This window comes from Neobacillus niacini, assembly GCF_023715785.1.
Classification (GTDB): Bacteria; Bacillota; Bacilli; order Bacillales; family Cytobacillaceae; genus Neobacillus; species Neobacillus niacini_E.
On sequence record NZ_JAMBOX010000002.1, the window covers coordinates 1 to 24,238 of the forward strand.

The window sequence follows — 24,238 nt, forward strand, 5'->3', positions numbered from 1 at the left end:
CGGAAGGCACGAAGACTCCTGCGGGAGTACGGGGCAGTGGGAGACCCCACAGGCGCTTGCGCCGAGGAGGCTCCCAGGCACGCCCGCGGAAAGCGAAGTGCCTGGAGCGCAAATCAACAGACATATCAAATAGTTTTTGATTAATATCATTATAACAAATTAACGCGGTGAATTATTAAAGTGGTTATATAAAATAAAGGCTGTCGAAAGTTTCTCGACAGCCTGAGCGTGCACATCGAAGTGCACGCTTTTATTTGATGTAATGGAGACTATGGGCTTATTGTCCCACTAGAACTTAAAAGGACAGGCGTGCAAAGATACTTGCACGCCTGTCAGTCCTATTTTCCACTTTTCTTTTCACCGTTTTTTTTATCGCTAAGTGTTCGGTAAATTTGGGTATGCATGCTGCCTTCCACGATGTTCTCAAGAAAAAATGGACCGATTAGCTCTAAATATCCTTCATCGTCGAACATCTTTTTATTTTGCCATTCCATTTCTGCCAATCCCTCGTAGGTTGACAGAAGTGCATATGTATGATCATTGCCTGAAATTGGTGTGAGAATTTCGACTTTATGATTAAAATTCTCCATCCTGTATTTTTTAATTTCTCTTAAATTTTCGATTGCTTCTTTAAATTTTTCCAGTTTTACTACGAACGTCTGATACACAATGACAGACATTGCTGCACCCCCAAAGTATTAGCTGGTTATCAATAATATGGACCTTTTTCACTTCTTTATTCATTTTGGGCAGGGTAAAATGGAAATAAGACTTTTAGCACTTAAGCTGGTGAAATAGGAAACTAGCATGGTACGAAAGGAATGTTTGCCAGGAAAAAGAAACTGAAATGGAATAAACTGGGGGATTTCCTGAAACTAATTACTTGCGACATGCGTCTAAGTTACAAAAGAGGCATTGGAAAAATGAAAAACGGGGGAACAAGTGGGGATGTTTAAACGGCGTAGGTTGTTGTTGTTATTGGTCGTTTTCAGTTTATTTGGGTTGGTCGGATGCCTGGAGAAAACAGTCAAGGAAATAGAGGTCAAGGCAACCGAGGTTGAGCAGAAACAAGCAGAGAAGACCAAACCGGCTCAGCCAAAGGTTGAAAAGCCTATTATTGTCAATATAATTGACCCGAATACAAAGGCTATCATAAAATCGTATACGCCAAAAGACTATGGATTCGGGACAGACAATGAAAAATATAAAGCAGAACTAGCCAAATGGGCAAAAGAATTGGCTAGAGGTACCAAGGACACACCGGGATACGATAAGCGAATGACGCTTGACAAAATTGATGAAAATGGCCAGGTGATCAAAGGTACTCCACAAACGTTACTTGATGAGACCGAATTGACGGAAAGACTTCTCCAAGCATCCGGAAAAGGCGGCGATGTTGAGATACCGCTTTACACGACTGCCAGTGGCTACAAAATGGAAGATGTGCCAACACTTAATGAAGTAATGGTCGCCTCGTTTACAACCCGCTTTAATGGCAATGTTGCCGGAAGGTCAAAAAATATTGAATTATCTGCCGAGGCGATAAATAATATTATTCTTGGTGACCAAGATTCATTCTCATTTAATACAACCGTGGGACCAAGAACGGCGGAAACCGGTTATCAGAAAGCACCTGAAATCATCGATGGAAAGTTGGTTGACGGAATTGGGGGAGGTATTTGTCAAACCTCATCGACGTTATTTAATGCCATTGATCAATTACCTGTCACCTATATTGAGCGACACTTCCATTCCCTCGATGTCGGCTATGTGCCGAAAGGGAGGGATGCCACGGTTTCCTACGGCGGGAAGGACTTCAGGTTCAAAAATACGACCGGCGTGCCTTTGCTGTTAAGAACAGTTTATAAAAAAGGCTCATTAACCATTGAGGTTAGGACCTCAAAAATATATAAGTCCATGATGAAAAAGCCTGTGTAAAAAATTGATCCCTTCATGCCTAATGCATGAAGGGAATTTTTATTTAGCTATATTGTTCCCAATCAGTATAATGCCCGCTACCTTGGCATCCTGGACATTCAAATGAATTGAAATAGGCAAATTCATTATATGGATAAACCGTATAGCCCCGTCCTTGGCAATCAGGACACTTGCCTTGGTCTCTCATGTTGGAGAGATGATTTTGGTATCGAGTTTCCCTCCATTGATTAAACGAGCTGAGCAGTCCCATTTTTTTCACCTCATCATTCAGGCTTTTTAAATTAGTATTGGGTTAAAATGGAATATTTATGCTTCCGTTTTTCCCTAAAAAATCGGGGTCCCGCTGCGGCTGAAAAACTATTATGTAATAATATTTTTATGAAAGTTATGTCAATTTGTGAGTGTTCCTTGAAAAAAAGCTTGGTCTATTTAGGCGTTTTTTGCTTTTTTTCGGAAATACTAAACTCGAGGTGAGTCAATTGGACAAATGGAACGGGCAATCAGCCCCGAATAATAATCTGCCTCCGAAAACACTTCGGACAGGGAATTTTACCGGAAAACAACCAGACCATGAATTTTCTGAGGAATTGTCTGATGGCGGTGAGCGTGACCAATACATTAAGCGGCAACAAAAGGATTTGAAGATGAAATGAGAGTGGCGATGAAAAATCGTCACTTTTTTCTTTACAGGATAAAAATTTTATTATAGAATTTCTATGTACCTAATAAAACTAGGTAGGTGATAAAATGTTTAACCGTGAATTAGTCAAGGGAAGTACCTCATTAATATTGCTGCAATTGTTAAATGAACGCGATATGTACGGCTATGAATTGGTAAAAGTGCTTGAACAGCGCAGCGACAATGGCTTAAGTGTTAAAGAAGGGACTTTATACCCTGCGCTTCACAAGCTGGAAAAGCAGGAGTACATCGAATGCTATTGGCAGGAGCAGGAGAAAGGGCCGGCACGAAAGTATTATCGGATTACAAACGCAGGCAGGGAGCTGTTATCAGAAAAAACCCGGGAATGGCAGGATTTTGTAAAGGTCATGAACAAAGTAATCGGGAGATCAAACAATGGAACGGCTAAAGAGTAGATTTCTGGACCAACTGGCAATAAAGCTGGAGAAACATCCGGACAAAGAGAGCATTCTTTTAGAGTATGAATCGCATATTGACGAAATCCTTCTTGAATCATCACATTGCTCGAATGAGGAAGAATTAATGGAATTGATTATTTCAAGGCTTGGCAGCCTGGAAGAAATAGCGGATGCTTGGAAAGAAGAACTAGCTGTAACCCCAAGTAATATGAAGTGGCTGTTTATTTTGATGAACATTCTTTTTTTCGTTGGCGGCAGTTTGTTAACACTCGTACATAATCTCTATCAATGGACATGGCTGACAACCATATGGGAGCATCTAACCGCCATCCCAACCCTTATTGCTTTTTTATATATGTTTTTCTGGGCATTGCTTGGGTACGAAATTGGCAAAGGCTTCGGGCACGGCGGCCGCAAGCTTCTCAAGAAAACGTTTTTGCTCTCGCTGATTCCCAATTTGCTGCTCATGATATTAACTGTGTTTGAAATCATTCCGCATTCGTGGTTTGCGCCGTTATTGACGAAAACATTTATGATTGCTTGTATTATCTTTACCGTCAGCCTTTACCCCATCAGTTTGCTTGGCTACCGCTGGGGGAGGAAAGCTTCGATATGAGCAGTTTTTTTTGCCTACATACCTAGAATAACGATATATATAGAAATTCAATGGAAGAGAGTGCTAACAATGGAGAAGACATTTGCAACAAAAGATTGGGTCTTTTTGTTTTTATGTTTGCTGCTTGGAATATTGGCGGAGGAGATGCTGCTTCGAGGGAAAATCGGGATTTCTTATTTGGTCTTTATCAGCGCATTTTATGGTGTGTTTTTTTGGCGCTTCCGCGGGTTTTCGTTCTCCCACCAGCGCTTTGGCTACCTGCTGTTATGCTGTATCTGGCTATTGGCTGCGGGATATTTTATTAACGATAACATTCTGTTTCAGGTGTTAAATATGCTGGTCATCCCGGTGTTGGCAATTGCTCATTTGGCAGTAGTGACAAGCCCGAAAAATCAAAACTGGAATCAGTTTGCCTTTATCCACTACCTATTTAACAAGCTAATTGGGGTCTTCAAATACGTAGGCGAAAGTGCTGGAGTGATCGGGAAGGGGGTAAAACGGGGAGTCGATGAAGACAAATTATTAATCTGGAAAAAAGTGCTGATCGGCGTTCTAATCTCCATCCCGATTCTTGCAGTTGTACTCAGACTTTTGATGTCGGCCGATACCCAATTCGAACGAATGATCGGCGGGATTCCAAATTGGTTTCTTGTCATCGATATGGAGAACTTCATAAGGTTATTGGTCGTCCTATTTTTAACAGCTGCTTTCTTTTCTTACATGCAAGTTCTATTGAAAAAACACATCCAGGTGCTGAAGCAGCAAGACCATGCCGAAGGTTTCAAAATTGATGCGATTATTACGGTCACTTTTCTCGTTTTAATCAATCTGGTATATGTGCTATTTACCGTTGTCCAATTTAAATATTTCTTCAGCGGCACCCTTCAATCAGACTTTACGTACGCAGAATATGCCAGAAAGGGATTTTTTGAACTCCTGTTTGTGACGATGTTTAACCTGTCTGTAACGGTTATCGTGTTGACATTCGTTGACCGCAGCCTGAATGGCCTTAAGATGATAACACAGGTTTTGCTCACGCTATTGGTCGGATCAAGTTTCGTTATGCTTAGCTCCGCTTTCATGCGCTTAAGTATCTATGAAGAAGCCTACGGATTTACCTTTACCAGGGTACTGGTTCATTCGTTTATGCTATTTTTAGTGTTCATTTTGGTTTACACGCTGGCGAAAATCTGGATGGAAAAGCTGTCCTTATTCCATTTCTATTTTATTGCATCTTTAATCTATTACACAGCGATCGCCGTGATAGATTTGGATCGATTCGTGGTGAAGAAGAATATCGAACGCTATGAGGACACTGGAAAAATTGATGTCCACTACTTGAACAGCTTATCGTACATGGGTGTACAAGGTTTAATTGAACTTTATGAAAAGCATCCGGAAATCGAGGGCTTGGGCCCAATCATACAGGACAGGAAGCAGGAGGCCGTCTCAACGGATAATCCTTGGCAATCGTTTAATTTGGCGAGGGAGCTGACGTATAAGGAACTGAGAAATCTTGATTTGAAGTAAAAGTAAAAAAGCAGGGCCGTAATGCCCTGCTTCACCACAATAATTAGTCCCCATTAAACATATCAAAGATCCCGCGGGCGATGCTGCCTTCGTCTTTGCTTCCGCCTCGATGGGGTGCTGCTGCAAACACCCGGCTTGCCAGCCTGCTGAATGGCAGCGATTGAATCCATACCGAACCAGGACCACGCAACGTGGCAAAGAACAAACCTTCGCCGCCGAACAACGCGGTTTTAACTCCTTTTACAAATTCAATATCATAGCTGACATCCCGAGTCATCGCCACCAAACAGCCGGTATCCACACGCAATGTCTGGCCAGGAAGGAGCTCCTTTTTGGTAATCGTTCCACCAGCGTGGACGAACGCCATTCCATCACCTTCTAGCTTTTGCATGATAAAACCTTCGCCGCCAAAGAAACCGACGCCGATTTTGCGCTGGAATTCGATTCCAACCTGGACTCCTTTTGCCGCAGCAAGAAAGGCATCCTTTTGACAGATGATCTTGCCGCCAAGCTGGCTTAAATCCATTGGAATGATTTTTCCTGGGTATGGAGAGGCAAACGAAACATGCCGTTTAGCCGAACCGGCATTTGTGAAAGTAGTCATAAATAAACTTTCACCCGTGAGGACCCGCTTACCGGCAGAGAAAAGCTTTCCCATCAGGCCGCTAGTGCCAGCGCCGGAGCCGTCTCCAAAAATCGTCTCCATTTGAATGTCATCATCCATCATCATAAAGCTGCCCGCTTCCGCAACGACTGTCTCATGCGGATCAAGTTCAACCTCAACAAACTGCATATCATCGCCGTGAATCTTGTAATCAATTTCGTGGTTATTCATACCCGTTCCCTCCACTTATTTTAAAAAATAAAGGCCCAACTATATTTTAAAATAAATAGGAAGAAAGTGCTAACATTAGCCAAAAAAATCCAAAATAAAAGGACGCCTGAATAGTTCAGGCGTCCTCTTGCGTATTGCGGCGAAAAACCACACTCCACATTGTGTGTTCCATAAGGAATGTTTTTCGGCTTATGCAATTCAGCTCATCGCTTGGCTATTGTATCATGAAAGATTTACAAAAGCAAATGAACATTTTTTAGTATTTACCACTTGATATTAGTAATCTATTATTATATATTCAAATAATCAGATATACAAAAATAAGAAGATAAGAAGGGTGAACATGTTTACTGACAAAAGGTTCCATCACTATTCTTTAAAGAGCGTGCCAAAAGATCTGCTCTCAGGGTTGATTGTCGGGGTCATCGCGATTCCCCTTGGTATGGCCTTTGCCATTGCTTCCGGAGTGAAGCCAGAGTATGGAATCTATACGACCATCGTTGCCGGGATTCTCATTTCCTTATTTGGCGGATCGAAGTATCAAATTGGCGGTCCGACTGGTGCTTTTATCCCGATCTTGTTCGGGATAGTCATGACCTATGGCTATGAAAATCTGCTGATTGCCGGATTTATGGCCGGAATTATTCTTGTGTTAATGGGCATATTTAAGCTGGGCTCATTGATTAAATTCATCCCGAGGCCGGTCACGATTGGATTTACAACCGGGATTGCGGTCACGATTTTTACGGGTCAAATTGCCAGTTTCCTAGGATTAGAGGGTATTGAGAAGCACGAAGAATTTATAAAAAACATCGGGGAACTCGTGGTCCATTTGAGTACCATCAATATTTTCAGCGTCCTAACGGCGGCAATTTGTTTATTGACCATCATTTATACACCAAAAATCGCCCCAAAGATTCCCGGACCGTTACTAGGCTTGCTGGTATCGACCTTTATCGCGGCACTGTTGTTTCCAGGTGAGGTGGCAACGATAGGATCGGCTTATGGGCAGATTCCCAATTCATTGCCTAGTATCCAGATTCCCGAAATAAATCTGGATGTTATTATGAAACTGATTAAGCCGGCATTCATTATTGCAATGCTTGGCGGTATTGAATCGCTGCTGTCAGCAGTTGTTGCCGATGGTATGACTAACAGCAAGCATCACAGTAATCGGGAACTGGTTGGTCAAGGAATAGCCAATATGATTACGCCATTGTTTGGCGGGATTCCGGCGACAGGGGCAATTGCCCGGACAGCGACGAATATAAAAAACGGAGCGGTGTCCCCTTTATCAGGAATTTTTCACGGGATCGTTGTGCTCTTGGTATTAGTATTTTTTGCACCGTATGCTTCCTATATTCCACTTGCCAGCATGGCGCCTATCTTAATGGTGGTGGCTTGGAATATGAGTGAGCGAAAGGTGTTTGCCCATATATTTAAAACAAAATCAACGGATTCCCTGGTTCTAGTGGTCACATTTTTACTTACTGTTTTCGTCAACCTTACGACAGCAGTGGAAGTCGGTCTTGTCATGTCGGCTATCCTGTTTGTAAAACGGATGAGCGATGTCATGGTAACCGCAAAAGCGTTACCCAATCCGCAAACGAATCGGGCCAAGGTGGAGACAGGAATGGTCACGGATACTCATGATTGTCCGCAAATCAGTATCTTTAATATTGAAGGTCCGTTATTTTTTGGGGCGGCACTCAGCTTTGAAGAAACGATCATGAAGACCATCAATTACCGCCCGAAAATCCTGTTATTGCGGATGGGAAAGGTTCCGTTCATGGATACTACTGGGGAAGCGAATTTGTCGAGTATTGTTCGCCAGTTTTCTAAAAATGGTATAGTATTACTATCAGGGTTAAATCCTCAGCCGGAAAGTGTTTTGAAAAAGACGGGCCTATACGATGTCATTGGAGAAGATCACTTTTTCGAGCATACCGGTGAGGCCATTCAATATGCACTTGGTCAACTAAATCAAAATAAGTGTCTCGGGTGTAAGCATTTTGCGTTTAGAGAATGTCAAAAGTTGTCTGCTACCGAGGTTGTGGAAAGAAAGAAGCAGAAATTAACCGTTACAATTTAGCAAATAGGTAAAGGTGATGATGAGTTGAATTTGGAAATGCAAAGATTTAAGGCAGAATTTTTCAAAGCACTGGCACACCCCTTAAGAATCCGAATATTAGAGGTACTTGCAGAGGGTGAGAAAAGTGTCAATGAAATTCAAACCCATGTCGGCAGTGAAGGATCGGCTGTTTCTCAGCAGCTTCAAATACTGCGGGCTAAAAATATTGTTTCCGGAACAAAGGATGGAAATAAAGTCATATATACGCTAAAGGACCCGATGATTATCGAACTGCTAGCGGTGGCTCGGCAAATTTTCAATAATCATCTGGTCGATACCATTACGATTTTGGACAGATTTAAGGATGACGAGGAAGTGCCGGCTGCGCCGAAGAATTAAGTTCTTCGGCTTTTTTCTATTTGTAAGGTAAATACAGAGATATTGTTATAATTTGGAAATTATCGATTTATTGTAATATTTAACGCGTCATTTCGGCAGTAAATAGTATTACTATGAAGGTGGAACTAGATATAAAAGGAAGGTGATGGTCTGATGTATGACTTAGTGCTTCTGCATCCTCCAACCGTATATGATTTCAGGAAGGAGATGCTGTTTACAGGTCCAATCAGCGATGTGGTTCCTTCTTCACCCGTATTTGAAATGTACCCGATTGGGTTAACAAGTATCGGAGATTACCTGGAGCGATTTGGGTTAAAGGTGAAGATTATTAATATCGCCAACAGGATGCTGCTAAATCCAAATTTTGATGTTGAAAAAAAAATCAGGAAAATCAAGACGAAGGCATTTGGGATTGACTTGCATTGGCTCCCGCATGCCCATGGCAGCGTGGAACTTGCCAAAATCGTCAAGAAATACCATCCGGACACGCCGGTTATGTTTGGCGGCCTATCGAGCACTTATTTTCACAAGGAATTGATCCAATACCCATCCATTGATTTTGTCGTCCGCGGCGATACAACAGAGAAATTAATACTTATGCTGCTGAACAAATTGGAGGCCGAAGCGGACAGCTTTTTTGAAATCCCAAACCTTACTTGGAAACGGGAGGGGAAGTATTATCATAACGATATGACCTATGTTCCCGACAGTCTCGATGAGTTTGAACATCCAGGGTACCGTTATGTTATTGGTTCGGTGTTTAAATATTTTAATCTGTTGGACCCATTACCCTATAAAGGCTGGCTGCAATATCCAAATACAGCGATTCTAACTTCAAAAGGGTGTACATACAATTGTTTGATTTGCGGCGGCTCAAGGGATGCGTATGAATTAAACTGCAATCGGAAGAAACTGGTCATGCGCTCCCCGAAAAAAATGCTCGAGGACATTGCCTTGATCCAGCGGTTTACCCGTGCGCCCATTTTCTTGTTAAACGATATCCGCCAGGGCGGGAAGGAATACGTTGATGAATTCTTGAGCGGATTGGAAAAAATGGATTTGAAAAATGAAATCGTTTTTGAGTTATTTAACTATGCTGATGAAGAATTTTTTGAACGATTAAACCGGGCGATGCCCAAATATAGCATTGAATTGACACTGGAATCTGCAGATGAAGATATCCGAAAATATAACGGCAAACTCCCATGTACCAATGCCAAAGTAATCGAAATGCTGCAATATGCACTCAATCATGGCTGTGCAAAGATTGATTTATTCTTTATGACGGGAATTCCCAATCAAGACTATGACAGTGCATTAAGAAATATCGACTTTTGTGAAACTATTCACAAGGAATGTGGGGAAAGCACGAAAATTTCCTACTTTGTGGCGCCGTTATCGCCATTTCTTGACCCGGGCAGCCCCGCTTTTGAGAACCCGGAAAAATACGGCTATAAAAAGTTCTGCCAGAAGCTCGAAGACTTCCGCGCGGCAATGAAACAGCCATCATGGAAAAATATGCTAAGCTATGAAACAAACAAAATGACACGCGAGGACATTGTCCGGGCAACCTATGATTCCGCATTAAGGCTGAATCAATTTAAGTACAGAAATAACCTCGTCTCGAAAGAAGTCCATGATGAAGTAGCCTATAAGATCGAAAAATCGGTGGAATTCCTGCGGCAACTGGACGAATTTGCACTTCTTCCGCAGGAGGAGCAGGCTGCGGAGTTGGTAAAGATTAAAGAAGAGGTAGATCAAATTAACCGCCACAGCATTTGCGGAAAAAATGAATTGAAGTGGGAAGTGAAAAAGCTGTATGCGAATTTTCTCTCGCTCACTTACATTGGCTTTGAATTATTTGTGGATGACATGATTAAAAGGGTCAAATGCCGGCTTGGGATCATTGACCGGAATATAGTGGCTCCCAGTAATATAAGGAAATAGCGGCTTAAATTTAAGGAAATTCCATATATTTTTCAACAAAAATTGACAGCTTTCTTCATTGTGATTTTAGACAACATGAATGATTAGACTGTTATCATCGGTCCGGGCTAGGAAATGATCCCTTGGTTGGTCCCGTTTTCACTGGTTTCTAACGTATTGGGATAGAATTGTGTCGTATTATGTAGCCTGCCCCTTTGTTGACATCAAAAGAAATAAATGTTAAATTGTAAACAGCCGATTCACGAGATAAGATTTATGTTACAACTTCTTCAAGGTTTTAACCGATGTTTGGATGAGGTAATGAAAGTAAAGCTATCTACGTTGCAATTTGGTGAATTTTAAGCATGGCTTGCCCAAGCCAATAGGAGGATTTTTTTTCATGAAAAACGGTAAGGTAAAATGGTTTAACTCAGAAAAAGGTTTCGGATTCATCGAAGGAGAAGACGGAAACGACGTATTCGTTCATTATTCTGCAATCCAAACTGAAGGTTTCAAAACTTTAGAAGAAGGTCAAGAAGTATCTTTCGAAGTTGTTGAAGGAGCTCGTGGACCACAAGCTGCTAACGTAACAAAGAAGTAATTTTCTAATGCTAATTATAACAGCCCGGCAATGCGCCGGGCTGTTTTTTGTATGCTAAATTTTCCATAGCCCCGTAAAGTAGCTGTCATACTGGAATGAATTCCACCCCCCGGGCCCCCCGCTATTTTGATATAATAGAAGCATTGAGAGTTTCATAATGGAGTGATACAGATGAAATTTATCCACACTGCCGATTGGCATTTGGGAAAACTGGTACATGGCGTCTATCTGACCAATAACCAGCGGGAAGTGCTCGAACAGTTTATCGAAGTCGTCGCGGAAGAGAAGCCCGATGCCGTGGTTATTGCCGGGGACCTATATGACCGTTCCGTCCCGCCGACAGATGCTGTCGAACTGCTTGATGAGATCCTGTTTAAAATCAACGTTGAGTTAAAAACACCGGTTGTAGCGATTGCCGGTAACCATGACAGCGCCGAACGTCTTTCCTTTGGCAGCTCGTGGTACAAGCACAGCCAATTCTATTTAACTGGCAAGCTCACAAACAGCTTAGAGCCGGTTCGGATCAACGGAGTAAACTTTTATTTGCTTCCATATGCGGAGCCTGGCGTTGTCCGACAGGTTCTTGGTGATGATTCCATTCATTCTCACCAGGAAGCCATGAAAGCGATGATTGGAAAAATCGAAGAAAACTTAAACCCTAATGAACCGAATGTATTGGTAGGGCATGCCTTTGTATTGGGAGGCCAGACCTCTGATTCCGAACGGGTTTTATCAGTTGGAGGCTCCGGCTGTGTCGGGGCGGAATTGTTCGAACCTTTCTCCTATACGGCACTTGGCCATCTTCACAGCCCTGACGCGATCAAACACGATAAAGTGAAATATTCCGGTTCGCTATTAAAATATTCTTTTTCCGAAGCAAAGCAGCGCAAGTCCATTTCGATTATTGAAATGGATGAAAAGGGGGACTTTTCGCATCGCTACCGCTCACTTTCACCAACCCATGACATGCGGGAACTGGAAGGGCACCTGGAAGAATTATTGGATCCGCAATTTTATGAAAAAGAACGGACCCATGATTATTTAAAAATTACCCTGCTTGATGAAGGGGCGCTGATTGATCCCATTAACAAACTACGGCAGGTGTATCCGAATGTGCTCCATCTTGAGCGGAAATTGGACATGACCGACCTAAAGAAAAAACAATCGCTACAGGCTATTCGCAGTGAAAAGAAGTCGGAAATCGAGTTGTTTGAGCAATTTTATACCGAAATGACCACTGCTGAATTTTCGACACATAAAAAGGAAGCAATGGTTGAAATCATTGAGAAAGTCATGAAAGGAGTGGGGGTTGGATGAGACCTTTAAAATTGACCATGCAGGCGTTTGGCCCCTATGCCGAGACGGAGTCGATTGATTTTACCAAATTGGGAAACCGGACAATGTTTGTGATTTCAGGTAAAACGGGCTCCGGAAAAACAACCATTTTTGATGCCATCACCTATGCGATTTATGGAAAGGCCAGCGGGGAGGACCGAAATGGTCCTGAGCTGCGAAGCCAGTTTGCTAGAGACGACCTATTAACAGAGGTTTCGCTGGATTTTTCGCTTCGAAACAAAAGGTACTGTATTACCAGGTCCCCACAGCAGTTAAAAAAGAAGGATAAAGGTGACGGGTATACGCAAATCGGTGCCAAGGCTGAGCTGTATGAATGGAGCCCTGATGGTGAGAAATCTTTATTGGCTTCAAAAGTAAATGATGTTGAGGAAAAAATTAAAGAAATTATGCTGATCGATGCCAACCAATTTCGGCAGATCCTGATGATTCCACAGGGCGAATTCCGCAAATTGTTGACCTCAGACAGCAAAGATAAAGAGGTCATCCTGCAACGGCTGTTTCATACCCAACTTTATAAAATGGTGGAGGACAAGCTGAAGGAAGAAGCAACACAGTTGAAAAAGTCGGTCGAGGACCAGGTCCAAGCACGAAATGAAGCGATTCGCCGGATTCAGGCCGTGACAAATGAGGAGCTTCGGGGATACCTGGAAGCCGGCAGTGTGAATGACACGATTATCATGCCGCTTCTGGAAATCGAAATTGCCGGGATGGCCGAGCAGCTTGAAAAATTGAAAGATATACTCAATGAAAAGTCTACTGAACGCGACCGAATTAAGGCACAGCTATTTGAAGCGGAAGCGATTCTCAAGCAGCTGCGGACGAAAGAGGAATTAAAGGAGGAAGAGGCCCGGCTCGGGTCCCAGGAGCATTTTTTCAAGGAAGTCGATGTCCAGATTCAACGCGCACAGCGGGCGGCGTTGCTGGCTAAACAGGAAGAACTCTGCCACCGGCTAAAGCGTGACGCCGATCAATATGAGACCAATGTCAAAGCCATCAAAGAGGAAATCACAAAGTATACAGCGATGGTTGAAACATACGATGCCCAGCTCCAAAAAGAACAAGACCGAGAAGGGGAGCGTCAGGCTGCGCTTGATGAAGTGAATCGGCTAGTAAATATGAAGGACGATGTATATTCCTTTGCGGCATTAGCAAAGGAAACAGCCAAAACAGAAGGTTTGCAGGCTGCAGCCAAGGAAAAGCAGCAACAGCTTGAAAAACAGCTTGAGGGGAACGAGGCGAGAGCAAAGGTACTGCAAGCCAAGAAGGAAGAAATTGAAAAAGGAAAAATTACCTACCTTGAGAATAAAGCCAAGCTTGACAGGCTGCAAACCGAGTTTGACCGTCTTGAAAAATACGAGACTTTACTGGGACGTCATCGTGAGGCAGTTGGAAAGCTTCAGGCCATTTCTGGACGCTATGAAAATACTGCGGCAAAATTGGCGGATGCCCGTGCGTTAGTGGAGGAACTGGAACAAAAATGGCTTTATGGACAAGCCTCCCTGTTGGCAGCAAATCTCCGCGACGGGGAAGCCTGCCCTGTTTGCGGTTCCGAGCATCATCCCGCTCCAGCCACCTTGAATGACCATGGCCTCCCAAGTGAGGAAGATCTCAAGGCAGCAAAAGCTGAAGCGGTCAAATGGGAAAAAGCAAAATCTGCGGATGAATCGCTGCTGTATCAGAGTCAGTCAATCGAGAAAACAGCCAAGGAGGCACTTGAAGAAACTCTTGCCGGAATTGTCTCGCTGCGGCCCGGTTTTACCGAAGAGGACCTCAGTTTCGTTAAAGGTGATGTGAAAGCAAAAAGAGCCGGGCTTATGCAGGTTCAAAGTAATCTGGAACAGCAAATTAGGCTATTTGACCGTGTGATTCAACAGCTGGCCGACATGGAAACTGAAAAGTACAACCTGCAAAACCAGAGTCAACAAGCTGCTGCCGAGGCAACAGAGCTAACGATTCAATTTACAGAAAAGAAAACAAATTTGACAAGAATGATGAATGCGATTCCGGAGAATCTTCGTACTGAGGCCGAATATGAGAGAGTATATACCGCCTCTAAAAAGCATCATGAACTATTGGTGAAACAGCTCGAGGAGGCTGGGAAACGCCTGCAGGCTGCGAAGGAAAAGCTTACCACTGAAACTGCCAGATTAATCGATGCTGAAAAGCTATTGAAAGACAAGCAGCTGGAGCTGTTGACAGAGCGGGAAGTCTTTAAGACGAATCTATCGGAACAAGGTTTTGAAAATTACAATGTGTACTATTCTTCCAAACGTACAGAAACTGAGATTCAGAGATTAAGTGCGGAGTTGCGCGACTATCGGGAGAGACTTCGTTCCGTATCGGACAGGTTAAGAGAACTGACTGAGCTCCTGGCAGATGTGAAGGTTCCAGATGTCGCTGGCTTAAAGGCTGAGCTTGACAGAATTGGCAATGAAATTGAAGGTCTTAACCATGAACATACAAACCTGTTTATGAAAAAGCGGGATAATGAAGAAATCTACAGCCAGGTAGGGCGACTTAATGAAAGCATGAAGGTGCTCGAGGAGCGTTATAAACTGATTGGCCACCTGTATGAAATTACAAAAGGGCAGAACAGCTTCCGGATCACCTTTGAACGGTACGTGCTGGCGGCATTTTTGGATGATATTCTCCGTGAGGCGAATTACCGGTTGCGGAAAATGACTTCTGGGCGGTATGAATTGTTGCGTAAAACTGACAGGTCCAAGGGAAATGCCCAGAGCGGGTTGGAACTGCTTGTCTTTGACCAATATACCGGCCAAGAGCGTCACGTCAAAACGTTGTCCGGCGGCGAAAGCTTTAAGGCCTCGTTGTCATTGGCATTAGGGCTTGCCGATGTGGTGCAAAACTACGCGGGCGGGGTCTCTCTGGAAACGATGTTTATCGATGAGGGATTTGGCACATTAGACCCTGAATCGCTGGATCAGGCAATTGAAGCGTTAATGGACATCCAAAGCAGCGGCCGTCTGGTCGGGATCATTTCGCACGTTCCGGAATTAAAGGAACGCATCGATGCCAGACTGGAGGTAATTGCCGGTCAAACTGGAAGCCGGACAGAGTTTGTGTTTACGAATTAAAATTGACAGCGAGGAGCTTTTGACTCCTCGCTGTTTTTTATTTAGTTTGGTATTGTGACGGTCACTTAAAATAGTCACGTAGAAAATTTCTACGTGACCCAACTAGAAACATTTAAATCAAAACCTATCTGAGTTCCTCGGCCAGTGCCCGGCCCGCCTGCCTTCCCGTAAACAAGCAACCGCCGAGAAAGGTGCCTTCCAACGAGCGGTAGCCATGGATGCCACCCCCGCCAAACCCGGAAACCTCGCCTGCTGCATAAAGTCCTGGTACTGGATTACCGGACGAATCTAGGACTCTGCCAGATAAATCTGTTTGTAGTCCGCCGAGGGTTTTACGAGTGACAATATTTAACCGAACAGCAATTAATGGCCCTGCCTTAGGGTCAAGAATCTTGTGAGGCTTCGCTACCCTGATCAGTTTATCGCCAAGGTAGTTTCGGGCTGTCCGCATTGCCGCAATTTGCAGGTCTTTGGTAAATTTATTATCCATTTCCCGGTCACGTGCTTTTATTTGCCGCTCAATTTCTTCCAAAGAAAGCAAGTTATCTCCAGTCAGTTTATTCATCCCATCAACTAATTCTGGTAGTGTATTCGCAATGACAAAATCCTCACCTTTATCCATGAAGGCCTGGACCGGAGCGGTCGCCCCCGGAAGAACCCGCGACAATACCTTTTTAATGCTCTTTCCGGTCAGGTCTGGATTTTGCTCCGAGCCGGAGAGGGCAAATTCTTTTTCAATAATCTTTTGGGTTAAAATAAACCAGGAATAATCGTAGCCGGATCTCATGATCGCTTCGAGCGTGCCAAGCGTATCGAATCCAGGAAAATTTGGAGTTGGGAAACGCTTTCCTTTTGCATCAAACCAAAGCGAGGAAGGCCCAGGCAGAATCCGAATCCCATGCATCGGCCACACCGGATTCCAGTTTTTAATCCCTTCCGTATAGTGCCACATCCGGTCGCGATTCACGATTCGCCCACCGGCAGCCTCCGTAATTGCCAGCATCCGGCCATCCACATGCTCCGGCACCCCGGAAATCATTCTTTTTGGAGCGTCTCCAAGTCGGGAAGGCCAATTTTTCCGGATTAACTCATGATTTCCTCCAATGCCGCCACTCGTTACCATTACGGCTTGGGAATAGAACTCAAAGCTTCCAATGACTTCACGTGAACTTGATTCGCCGCGTTTAGCATTACTTGATACAAGGATTTCACCAATGGCACCAACTACGGCACCTTTCTCTGTTATTAATTGATTAACGCGGTGCCGCGGTCGGTAATGGACGATGCCATCAGCCATCGCTTTTCGAACTCTTTCTTCAAAAGGCTTAACCAGTCCGGGGCCTGTTCCCCAAACGATATGGAACCTAGGCACGGAGTTGCCATGACCATCGGCAAGATAACCGCCGCGCTCCGCCCAGCCAACCACTGGGAAGAAGCGGACACCCAAATCATACAGCCACTGCCGCTTTTCGCCGGCGGCAAAATCAACATAGGCCTCGGCCCATTTTTTGGCCCAAATATCTTCGTCGTCTTCGCGGTCAAATCCTGCGGAGCCAAGCCAGTCTTGCCAGGCGAGGTCCTTTGAATCCTTGATTCCCATCCGCCGTTGTTCCGGTGAATCGACAAGAAATAACCCGCCAAACGACCACCAGGCTTGTCCTCCTAGCGAGGCTTCAGGTTCCTGGTCTAAAAGAAGGACCTTCTTCCCGGCTTCAGCAAGCTCGGCAGTTGCCACCAAACCAGCCAGGCCGGCCCCAACTACGATCACATCATATTTCAAATTTCTCCCCCCTAACAAATATATCTCATTAGTACCAAATCGTATTGTAAGTTTGCTGAAAAGTCAATTATTTTTGGGGTTCAGATAAAAAGGGAAAAATGAAATTGAATTAACCTACGGGGGGATTATTATGTCTGACTACTGTCCGGTGCTTTGGCCGGAGGAACCGACTCCGGACCATCTTAACAATTGCAGTGATTGCGGTCTCGACAAGCATGGGTCGCGGATGGTATGGGGAGAAGGGAATCCGAATGCTCCAATTATGATTCTGCTCGATAATCCAGGAGCCCGTGAAGATCGTGAAGGAAATCCATTTGTATGCGGCACCAGGCAAACACTCCAGAAGGCTGCAGACCATGTTGGCTTAACCATGGAGGATTTATATGTAACCTGGATTTTAAAAAGAAAGCCTATTAGGGCCTATGACAAGGAACATGTTCGGCAAATTTGTATGAATCACCTAGGGCAGCTACTAAAGGTAAAACAGCCAAAACTGATTATTTGTATGGGAAATGTCGCGGTTCAGTCTTTTTTCAACGATAAGGATGCTGAAGTGAAAGGCGCTAAGGGGCAGGGTTCATCAAATCAATGGTTTTTCGACTGCAGTTGGTTATCATCTACTGGCAGTGCGGCGCCGCCCGAACCTTTGGTCTGTTTTTGCTGAGGATTGGAAGCTGGCAGCTGATTACTTTCATTCCATTTGAATTTTTTGGTAAGCTTAAAAAAAGGGGGGGACAATAGCATGATAAAAGCTTTATTATTTGATTTGGATGGAACATTATTGGATCGCGATGTTTCTGTCTATAAATTTATCAATAACCAATATGATCGTCTAAATATGTGGGTCGGACATATTCCAAAAGAAACATACATTTCTAGATTCATACAATTGGATTGCCGGGGTTATGTATGGAAGGATAGGGTGTATCAGCAACTCGTCTCTGAGCTAAACTTAAAGAACATTAAATTGGAAGACTTACTTCTGGATTATATCGAGAGATTCAAGGATTCCTGTGTCCCATACCCAAATTTGCACCAAATGCTAGAGGAGCTGATACATTACGACCTTAAATTAGGCATTATCACGAACGGGAAGGGGCAATTTCAACTTGATAATATCCGTGCCCTGGGCATCGAGCACTATTTTTCTACCATTCTAATTTCCGAATGGGAAGGAATCAAAAAGCCGGACACCGAAATATTTAAGCGAGGCCTTCAACAGCTTCAAGTTTTGCCACATGAAAGTATTTTTGTCGGCGACCATCCCAAAAATGATATTTTGCCAGCCAAACAACTTGGAATGACAACTATTTGGAAAAGAGATCAGCAATGGAATTATGTCGAGGCTAGCTACATAATTAACGATTTAAAGGAGATTCCACTACTAGTAAAGAATGGTAGTTTAAGTCACTGACATGAAAAGCTATCAAGGCAATGGCCAGAAAATTTCCCAATGATTTCAAGAGAAGAGGAAAAACTATGTTTAAAAGATCAACTCCAACTATAAACAGTGAACATGCAGTAGCGGAATTGCAAAAAGTTAGGATTGGCGGAGTCGACCAATGGCTGCTAATTCGTGGGGAAAGTTTAGCAAACCCCATATTATTAATGCTTCACGGCGGGCCCGGTGCGGCGCAGATCGGCTTTAATCGGGAATACCAAAAGGAATTGGAAAAACATTTCATAGTCGTAAACTGGGACCAACGCGGTTCAGGCCTGTCTTTTTCAAAATCGATTACTAAAGAATCGATGAGTGTGAATCAATTTTTAAACGATGCAATTGAAGTAACGGTTTATCTAAAGACAAGATTTCAAAAAGAGAAAATTTATTTAATTGGGCATTCGTGGGGCAGTATTTTAGGAATGCTAACCATTCATAAATATCCGGGGGATTTTTTTCATTATTTTGGTGTTTCCCAGGTTGCAAGTATGCGAGCAGCTGAAGAATTATCTTATAACCTAATTTTGGAACAAGCGAAGAAAAAGAACGACCAAAAAGCGATTAACGATTTGACCTTGATTGGAAAACCGCCATGGAGGAACTTAAGGCATGATAAAGTCCATCAAAAATATGTGGATTTGTTTGGCGGCGGCATTTCACATGATGGGAAACTGGTAAATGTATTTGTAAAGAAACTTTTAAAAAGCAAAGAATACACCTTCTTGGATGTTGTTAACCATTTAAGAGGGCAGCTATTCAGTATGAAATCAATGCTTGTGGAATTGAGAGATTTAGATTTAAAGGATGTCATTCACAATGTCGAAGTGCCAGTTACCATCATGATGGGTAGACATGATTTAACGGTGCCGCATGCTCCAACACAAGAATTTTTCGACCAATTGCAGGCTCCGAGTAAAGAATGGTTAACCTTTGAAAATTCGGCTCATTCGCCGAATTATGAAGAATTGGAGAAGTTTACACAAATTGTCGTGTCAAAGCTAAAGAAATAACTATAAAAGGAACTGACTTTATGATCCGAAAAATTAATTTTCAAGATAATCGCCTGGTTCAAAATCTGTTCGAACTTCAAAGGGCTTCCTATCTGGTGGAAGCAAACTTAATCGGCTTCGAAGAGATTCCGCCTTTAAAGGAGAGCTTTGAAGAACTTATGAATTGTGGAGAGACTTTCCTGGGGTATTTTGAAGGAGAAGAATTGGCTGGTGCAATTTCATATACAATCAACGGACAAGAGCTCACCATTTGCAGAACAGTGGTTGCCCCAAATCATTTTAGAAAGGGAATTGCTCAAAAACTATTAAAAGCAGTAGAGGATACACATAAAGAAATTCCAGTTTTTAAGGTTTCTACCGGCAAGGATAATTACCCTGCGAAAAATTTATATTTAAAAAATGGCTTTATATTAGGAGAGAACATAGAAGTTGCACCCAATTTCTTTATAAGTACTTTTGAAAAAAGAAAGGCAGATAAGTGATGATCGGGGTGGCCACACTGGGCACCCCGTTATCCTTTTATAGCACCGTTTCGAACTCTTGAACGTTCTTTTATGATCGTCAGTTGTTTCAGTGTAGCTTCCCCCGGTGAATTGTGAAATAGTCCTCCGCCAGAAGGCTTTCGCAGGTTCGTTTTTTTCAATTTGCGTAATATGCCATTTTCCCGAGAACATGTTGAAAATTTCAGTTGCAGCGATTTTTCCATAACCATTTCCGGCATATTTTCGAACGATGAAGAATTCAAGTATAGCGTTGGGTTCTGTTTCCGTGGCGCTTTCAACCAAAGCAAACCCGATTAGCTCGTTGTCCTTTTTAATAAAAAACGCGTGATGGTTGGGGCGCTCCCAAAAGAGCGTTAAATCGAAGGGTTTGTAAGCTCCATTTTCCTCCAACGTGATGGAAGGAATATATTGACTAAATTCATAAATATAAAATTGCATAAGATTATGTAAAGTATACGCCTCTTCTTTTAACACTTTTACTATTCTGATCATGTGTGGCCTCCTAACTTTTCTATTAAAATTTGACAATCGCCTACAAAATTCCTCTAAAATAAATGTAGTTATAATGAACGGTGCAGATGGTGTTATTTAAAGTAGAAAAGCAAAAATTGGTTTCAACGCTTTTTCGGCCATTTTAATTTCTTACCCGCAACTTGGTTTAAAGCTATTGTGATAAAGCTGGGTGCTCGGTCAGGTAGCTCGTCAATTCCTGCAAGTCCTGCGACTCATGGACCATACCAATATTGTCAAAAACGATGAAGGCTGTTTTTTTCTTAATATGGAGATTGGGATAGATTTTTTTTGCCATATCCCATTCCGGTAAACTTAAAATATTTTTTACTGCAGTTGTGATGGTTTGATTTTCCTCAACAGGTGCCCCCTCATCCTGAATTCCCACGACCAAAAGTGAATAGGTTTGATCATCTTCAGCCAAAAGGTTGGGATAAGGAAAAGGTTGGTTAGGATCCTTTTCTTGATTTTTCTGCTGGCTGGCCTCACTTTTGGGTTTTGTATCAACAGCCTTTGGTTCACTGTTTTGACATGCGGTTAATAACATTAAACCCGCGAGCATTGGTGCAATCAATTTTTTCATATTAATCTTCCTTCTGTTAAAAATGTCCTTTCTAAAAACATAGCACATTATGAAAAACAATTACCTTTATGATTGTGGAGGATTAGTGACAACAAAAGCAGGAAAAATAAAAGATATGTCAAAAAGAACTATATACATTTTTGGGGGAGTGATCGAATGTGCAACAGGTTAAAGCAGGGATTGACGCTGGTGGGACATTATTAAAAATTGTTTACCAGGAAAACGGTGCGAAGCACTATAGAAAGTATCCGATTGGTGAATTGGATTCGGCTATTTCATGGCTAAAAATGATGGCGCCGGATTTAGACGTCGCGTTAACAGGCGGGAAAGCCCATATCGTCCAGGAAAAATTTTTCCCGGATGGGTTGATGGTGCCGGAGTTTCAGGCTACATGTGAAGGTGCTCGGCTTCTCTTGCTTGAAGAAGGGAAGAAGCTGGATGCACCGTTTATCATTGTAAATGTCGGGACCGGGACGTCTTGGCATTTGGTTAATGGGGAAAAGTATGAGCGCATTCTTGGCAGCGGAATGGGCGGAGGAACGTTTATGGGACTTGGGGCATTGGTAACGAATGAAGCTAACTATGAAAAATTCACTGAACTGGCTGCAAGTGGTCAAAAGGGTAATCTTGACCTACTTGTCAAGGATATTTACGAATCAGATCAGGCGCCGATTAATGGCGACTTAACTGCAGCCAATTTTGCAAAGGGATTATCTGTTAAGCACAGTCCAGCAGACAGGATGGCCGCTTTGGCCAATATGATTGCAGAAACCATTATGTTATTAACCCTGCAGGCAGCTGCGATCCATAAGGTAAAAGAGGTCGTGTTTATCGGAAGTTCGTTAATTGACAATCCATTGTTAAAGGGTACGCTTAACAATTATATGACGATGCTAAGTTTGGAGGCCATCTTTTTAAAAAATGGTGAATATTGCGGAGCGCTTGGTGCGTTTCTATCTGTTTGAAAAATGTTCCCTTGAACATTCAAGCCAATAAAGCTACAGTAGAGGAGAAGACGTTAAAGAAGGTGGCAAGCTTGGAAAAAAGATATTTTACAATTGGAATGGCCGGTCATATTGACCACGGGAAAACCTCGCTTACAAAAGCATTAACCAATATCGATACCGACCGATTAAAAGAAGAAAAAGAACGGCAGATTTCGATTGAACTCGGATTTGCTCCTTTATATGAAGATGATGAAATCCAAATTTCCGTTATTGATGTTCCTGGACACGAGCGGTTTATTCGCCAGATGATTGCCGGTGTCGCCGGAATTGACCTAGTGGTGCTCGTGGTTGCTGCTGATGAGGGAGTAATGCCGCAGACCAGGGAACACCTGGATATTTTAAAATTTCTGGGAGTCAAAAATGGGATTGTCGCCATTACCAAAACAGACCGGGTTGACGAAGATTTTATTGAATTGGTGAAGGATGATATTTTGGGAGAGCTAACCGGAACGGTGTTCGAGGACGCGCCATTTGTCCTCGTAGACAGCCTTTCCAAAAAAGGCATCGACGAAATAAAGGAGCTTATTATAAAAAAGCTGAAGGAACAAGAGATGCGCGATGCCAAAGGAGCATTCCGGCTGCCAATCGACCAGGTGTTTACTGTGAAAGGGCAGGGAACCGTGGTTCGTGGTACCGTTTATGAAGGTACCGTGGAAGAAGGACAGGTATTAAAAATCATGCCGAGGGGGCTGGAAGTCCGGGCCCGCCAAATTCAGGTCCACCACAAGCAAGCGCAAAAAGCGTATGCGGGCCAGCGGGCGGCGATCAACCTTTCGGGAGTTTCCAAGGAGGACCTCGAACGCGGTGATGTCCTCGTTTCTTCCGAACATTTTATTGTGTCCAGAGTCATCGACGTTGCGATAACAGTTGTAGAAGAACTAGAGCATTTAATCAAGCAGCGCATGCCAATCAAATTACATATCGGGACAGCCGAGGTCATGGGGCGCATTGTCTTCTTTGACCGCAACGAAGTGAAAGAGGAGAATGGGGAAATTCTTTGTCAGCTGAGGCTTGAAGAGGAAATTCTGACAAAACGGGGCGACCGCTTCATTTTGCGCCGTCCAAGCCCAACCGAAACCATTGGTGGCGGCTGGGTTATTGATCCAAGAGGCAATAAATACCGCTTTGGCGACGAAACCATTAGCGAATTAGAAAAGAAAAAAGTCGGTTCGCCAAAGGAACGGATCACGGCGGCATTGCTCGAGGCAAAAAGTCTGCCCTTGACGGAATTAATCAAACGGACTGCGCTTGATGAAGAAACCCTTGCAGAACACCTTGAAAATGAGGATGATTTTGTTTTATACAATGGCAAGGAATATACCCTGAAACAATTAATTGACGCGATTGAGGAAGATATCTATGACCGTCTGCGGGATTTCCATAACCAACATTCGATGAAAGCGGGCGTCAATAAAGCGGAACTGATTCAGACCATGCAAAAGAGATTTCCAAAGGCACTGCTTGAGTTTGTGGTCGAAAACGGCATAACAAACGAAGTGTTTCAGCGAAAAGGACAGTTTGTCTCGTTGGCAACATTTATGCCGCATGTGCCGAAAAGCTGGGCGAAGCGGACAGAAAATCTGCTAGAGGAAATGAAAAAGGATGGCTTAAAGGTTCGCTACTTGAAAGACTATTTCACTGCGGCCGGTATCCCTGCTAATCTTGAACATGATCTTCGGCGGTTTTTGGAAGACCAGGGGTTCATCATGATGCTGGATGAACAGTATGCCTATTATGGAGGAGTCTTTAACGGAGCAGTAGAGAAACTACGCAGTGGGACTGGCGCCGAATTTGAGGTTGGCGATGCGAAGGAGATTCTTGACCTTTCGCGTAAATACATGATTCCTTTCCTTGAAAGATTGGACGCCAACGGCTATACAAAACGTGTGGAAAACAAGCGTGTCTGGAAAAATTAATACAAAAAAGCCTCTATCCTATT

At 43.3% G+C, this 24,238-nt stretch carries 22 protein-coding genes; 17 read left to right on the plus strand and 5 right to left on the minus strand.

Translation table 11 applies throughout. From position 1 onward, the window contains the following. Positions 1–338: 338 nt before the first annotated feature. Positions 339–680 (minus strand): hypothetical protein, encoded by a 342-nt coding sequence (locus M3234_RS04610; protein WP_262303583.1) that lies wholly within the window; start codon positions 678–680, stop codon positions 339–341. A gap of 268 nt (positions 681–948) precedes the next feature. Between M3234_RS04610 and M3234_RS04615 the strand changes: the two genes are divergently transcribed. The 5 genes from M3234_RS04615 to M3234_RS04635 all read left to right on the plus strand — a co-directional run bounded on the left by M3234_RS04615 (position 949) and on the right by M3234_RS04635 (position 5,182). Next, positions 949–1,938 (plus strand): VanW family protein, encoded by a 990-nt coding sequence (locus tag M3234_RS04615; protein ID WP_262303584.1) that lies wholly within the window; start codon positions 949–951, stop codon positions 1,936–1,938. 479 nt (positions 1,939–2,417) lie between these two features. After that, on the plus strand, positions 2,418–2,591 hold the full coding sequence (locus tag M3234_RS04620) for a hypothetical protein (protein ID WP_262303585.1): 174 nt from the start codon (positions 2,418–2,420) through the stop codon (positions 2,589–2,591). 94 nt (positions 2,592–2,685) lie between these two features. Then, the gene (locus M3234_RS04625; protein ID WP_262303586.1) at positions 2,686–3,033 is read left to right on the plus strand and encodes a PadR family transcriptional regulator; all 348 of its coding nucleotides are present in this window, start codon (positions 2,686–2,688) and stop codon (positions 3,031–3,033) included. Beyond that, positions 3,014–3,652: an HAAS signaling domain-containing protein gene (locus M3234_RS04630; RefSeq protein WP_262303587.1), complete on the plus strand. Its 639-nt coding sequence runs from the start codon at positions 3,014–3,016 to the stop codon at positions 3,650–3,652. Before M3234_RS04625 ends, M3234_RS04630 begins: the two co-directional genes overlap by 20 nt. A gap of 69 nt (positions 3,653–3,721) precedes the next feature. After that, on the plus strand, positions 3,722–5,182 hold the full coding sequence (locus M3234_RS04635) for a DUF4153 domain-containing protein (RefSeq protein WP_262303588.1): 1,461 nt from the start codon (positions 3,722–3,724) through the stop codon (positions 5,180–5,182). Between the two features lie 43 nt (positions 5,183–5,225). On the opposite strand, the gene M3234_RS04640 is transcribed toward M3234_RS04635, so the two are convergent. Further along, positions 5,226–6,017: a TIGR00266 family protein gene (locus M3234_RS04640; protein WP_262303589.1), complete on the minus strand. Its 792-nt coding sequence runs from the start codon at positions 6,015–6,017 to the stop codon at positions 5,226–5,228. Between the two features lie 343 nt (positions 6,018–6,360). Here M3234_RS04640 and M3234_RS04645 point away from each other — a divergent pair, with 343 nt between their 5' ends. The 6 genes from M3234_RS04645 to M3234_RS04670 all read left to right on the plus strand — a co-directional run bounded on the left by M3234_RS04645 (position 6,361) and on the right by M3234_RS04670 (position 15,465). Next, entirely contained in the window at positions 6,361–8,109 is a 1,749-nt protein-coding gene (locus tag M3234_RS04645) for a SulP family inorganic anion transporter (RefSeq protein WP_262303590.1), read from the plus strand. A gap of 24 nt (positions 8,110–8,133) precedes the next feature. Beyond that, positions 8,134–8,487: an ArsR/SmtB family transcription factor gene (locus M3234_RS04650; RefSeq protein WP_262303591.1), complete on the plus strand. Its 354-nt coding sequence runs from the start codon at positions 8,134–8,136 to the stop codon at positions 8,485–8,487. 153 nt (positions 8,488–8,640) lie between these two features. Continuing rightward, positions 8,641–10,434, plus strand: a complete 1,794-nt coding sequence (locus M3234_RS04655; protein WP_262303592.1) for a TIGR04190 family B12-binding domain/radical SAM domain protein — start codon at positions 8,641–8,643, stop codon at positions 10,432–10,434. A gap of 379 nt (positions 10,435–10,813) precedes the next feature. Continuing rightward, a complete protein-coding gene (locus M3234_RS04660; RefSeq protein WP_042463935.1) occupies positions 10,814–11,014 on the plus strand; it encodes a cold-shock protein in 201 nt (66 codons plus the stop codon). 171 nt (positions 11,015–11,185) lie between these two features. Next, a complete protein-coding gene (locus M3234_RS04665) occupies positions 11,186–12,331 on the plus strand; it encodes an exonuclease SbcCD subunit D (RefSeq protein ID WP_262303593.1) in 1,146 nt (381 codons plus the stop codon). After that, positions 12,328–15,465 carry an AAA family ATPase gene (locus M3234_RS04670; protein ID WP_262303594.1) on the plus strand — a complete coding sequence of 1,046 codons (3,138 nt, stop codon included), beginning with the start codon at positions 12,328–12,330 and terminating at the stop codon, positions 15,463–15,465. The genes M3234_RS04665 and M3234_RS04670 overlap by 4 nt, the downstream gene beginning before the upstream one ends. Before the next feature lie 124 nt (positions 15,466–15,589). On the opposite strand, the gene M3234_RS04675 is transcribed toward M3234_RS04670, so the two are convergent. Beyond that, positions 15,590–17,245 (minus strand): FAD-binding dehydrogenase, encoded by a 1,656-nt coding sequence (locus tag M3234_RS04675; protein WP_262303595.1) that lies wholly within the window; start codon positions 17,243–17,245, stop codon positions 15,590–15,592. A gap of 130 nt (positions 17,246–17,375) precedes the next feature. On the opposite strand from M3234_RS04675, the gene M3234_RS04680 reads away from it, so the two are divergent. The 4 genes from M3234_RS04680 (at position 17,376) to M3234_RS04695 (ending at position 20,178) form a co-directional block, all read left to right on the plus strand. Next, complete coding sequence (locus M3234_RS04680; RefSeq protein WP_262303596.1) at positions 17,376–17,909, plus strand: uracil-DNA glycosylase; 534 nt, start codon at positions 17,376–17,378, stop codon at positions 17,907–17,909. Between the two features lie 78 nt (positions 17,910–17,987). Next, complete coding sequence (locus M3234_RS04685; protein WP_262303597.1) at positions 17,988–18,659, plus strand: HAD family hydrolase; 672 nt, start codon at positions 17,988–17,990, stop codon at positions 18,657–18,659. A gap of 65 nt (positions 18,660–18,724) precedes the next feature. Then, positions 18,725–19,696, plus strand: coding sequence for an alpha/beta fold hydrolase (locus M3234_RS04690; protein ID WP_262303598.1), 972 nt, complete (start codon positions 18,725–18,727; stop codon positions 19,694–19,696). A gap of 20 nt (positions 19,697–19,716) precedes the next feature. Beyond that, positions 19,717–20,178 (plus strand): GNAT family N-acetyltransferase, encoded by a 462-nt coding sequence (locus M3234_RS04695; protein ID WP_262303599.1) that lies wholly within the window; start codon positions 19,717–19,719, stop codon positions 20,176–20,178. On the opposite strand, the gene M3234_RS04700 is transcribed toward M3234_RS04695, so the two are convergent. Together M3234_RS04700 and M3234_RS04705 are read right to left on the minus strand one after the other, a co-directional pair. Next, positions 20,107–20,691, minus strand: coding sequence for a GNAT family N-acetyltransferase (locus M3234_RS04700; protein ID WP_262303600.1), 585 nt, complete (start codon positions 20,689–20,691; stop codon positions 20,107–20,109). The genes M3234_RS04695 and M3234_RS04700 overlap by 72 nt on opposite strands. 172 nt (positions 20,692–20,863) lie before the next feature. Then, on the minus strand, positions 20,864–21,292 hold the full coding sequence (locus M3234_RS04705; protein ID WP_262303601.1) for a hypothetical protein: 429 nt from the start codon (positions 21,290–21,292) through the stop codon (positions 20,864–20,866). Between the two features lie 158 nt (positions 21,293–21,450). On the opposite strand from M3234_RS04705, the gene coaW reads away from it, so the two are divergent. Both coaW and selB read left to right on the plus strand, forming a co-directional pair. Continuing rightward, positions 21,451–22,257 (plus strand): type II pantothenate kinase, encoded by an 807-nt coding sequence (gene coaW, locus M3234_RS04710; protein WP_262303602.1) that lies wholly within the window; start codon positions 21,451–21,453, stop codon positions 22,255–22,257. Positions 22,258–22,328: 71 nt separating this feature from the next. Then, on the plus strand, positions 22,329–24,215 hold the full coding sequence (gene selB, locus M3234_RS04715; protein ID WP_285858264.1) for a selenocysteine-specific translation elongation factor: 1,887 nt from the start codon (positions 22,329–22,331) through the stop codon (positions 24,213–24,215). The last annotated feature ends 23 nt before the right edge of the window (positions 24,216–24,238 follow it).

Coding starts and splice junctions, on each gene's coding strand:
- M3234_RS04610 (WP_262303583.1), bottom strand. CDS start 680: ATGTCTGTCATTGTGTATCAGACGTTCGTAGTAAAACTGGAAAAATTT.
- M3234_RS04615 (WP_262303584.1), top strand. CDS start 949: ATGTTTAAACGGCGTAGGTTGTTGTTGTTATTGGTCGTTTTCAGTTTA.
- M3234_RS04625 (WP_262303586.1), top strand. CDS start 2,686: ATGTTTAACCGTGAATTAGTCAAGGGAAGTACCTCATTAATATTGCTG.
- M3234_RS04630 (WP_262303587.1), top strand. CDS start 3,014: ATGGAACGGCTAAAGAGTAGATTTCTGGACCAACTGGCAATAAAGCTG.
- M3234_RS04635 (WP_262303588.1), top strand. CDS start 3,722: ATGGAGAAGACATTTGCAACAAAAGATTGGGTCTTTTTGTTTTTATGT.
- M3234_RS04640 (WP_262303589.1), bottom strand. CDS start 6,017: ATGAATAACCACGAAATTGATTACAAGATTCACGGCGATGATATGCAG.
- M3234_RS04645 (WP_262303590.1), top strand. CDS start 6,361: ATGTTTACTGACAAAAGGTTCCATCACTATTCTTTAAAGAGCGTGCCA.
- M3234_RS04655 (WP_262303592.1), top strand. CDS start 8,641: ATGTATGACTTAGTGCTTCTGCATCCTCCAACCGTATATGATTTCAGG.
- M3234_RS04660 (WP_042463935.1), top strand. CDS start 10,814: ATGAAAAACGGTAAGGTAAAATGGTTTAACTCAGAAAAAGGTTTCGGA.
- M3234_RS04665 (WP_262303593.1), top strand. CDS start 11,186: ATGAAATTTATCCACACTGCCGATTGGCATTTGGGAAAACTGGTACAT.
- M3234_RS04670 (WP_262303594.1), top strand. CDS start 12,328: ATGAGACCTTTAAAATTGACCATGCAGGCGTTTGGCCCCTATGCCGAG.
- M3234_RS04680 (WP_262303596.1), top strand. CDS start 17,376: ATGTCTGACTACTGTCCGGTGCTTTGGCCGGAGGAACCGACTCCGGAC.
- M3234_RS04685 (WP_262303597.1), top strand. CDS start 17,988: ATGATAAAAGCTTTATTATTTGATTTGGATGGAACATTATTGGATCGC.
- M3234_RS04690 (WP_262303598.1), top strand. CDS start 18,725: ATGTTTAAAAGATCAACTCCAACTATAAACAGTGAACATGCAGTAGCG.
- M3234_RS04695 (WP_262303599.1), top strand. CDS start 19,717: ATGATCCGAAAAATTAATTTTCAAGATAATCGCCTGGTTCAAAATCTG.
- M3234_RS04700 (WP_262303600.1), bottom strand. CDS start 20,691: ATGATCAGAATAGTAAAAGTGTTAAAAGAAGAGGCGTATACTTTACAT.
- M3234_RS04705 (WP_262303601.1), bottom strand. CDS start 21,292: ATGAAAAAATTGATTGCACCAATGCTCGCGGGTTTAATGTTATTAACC.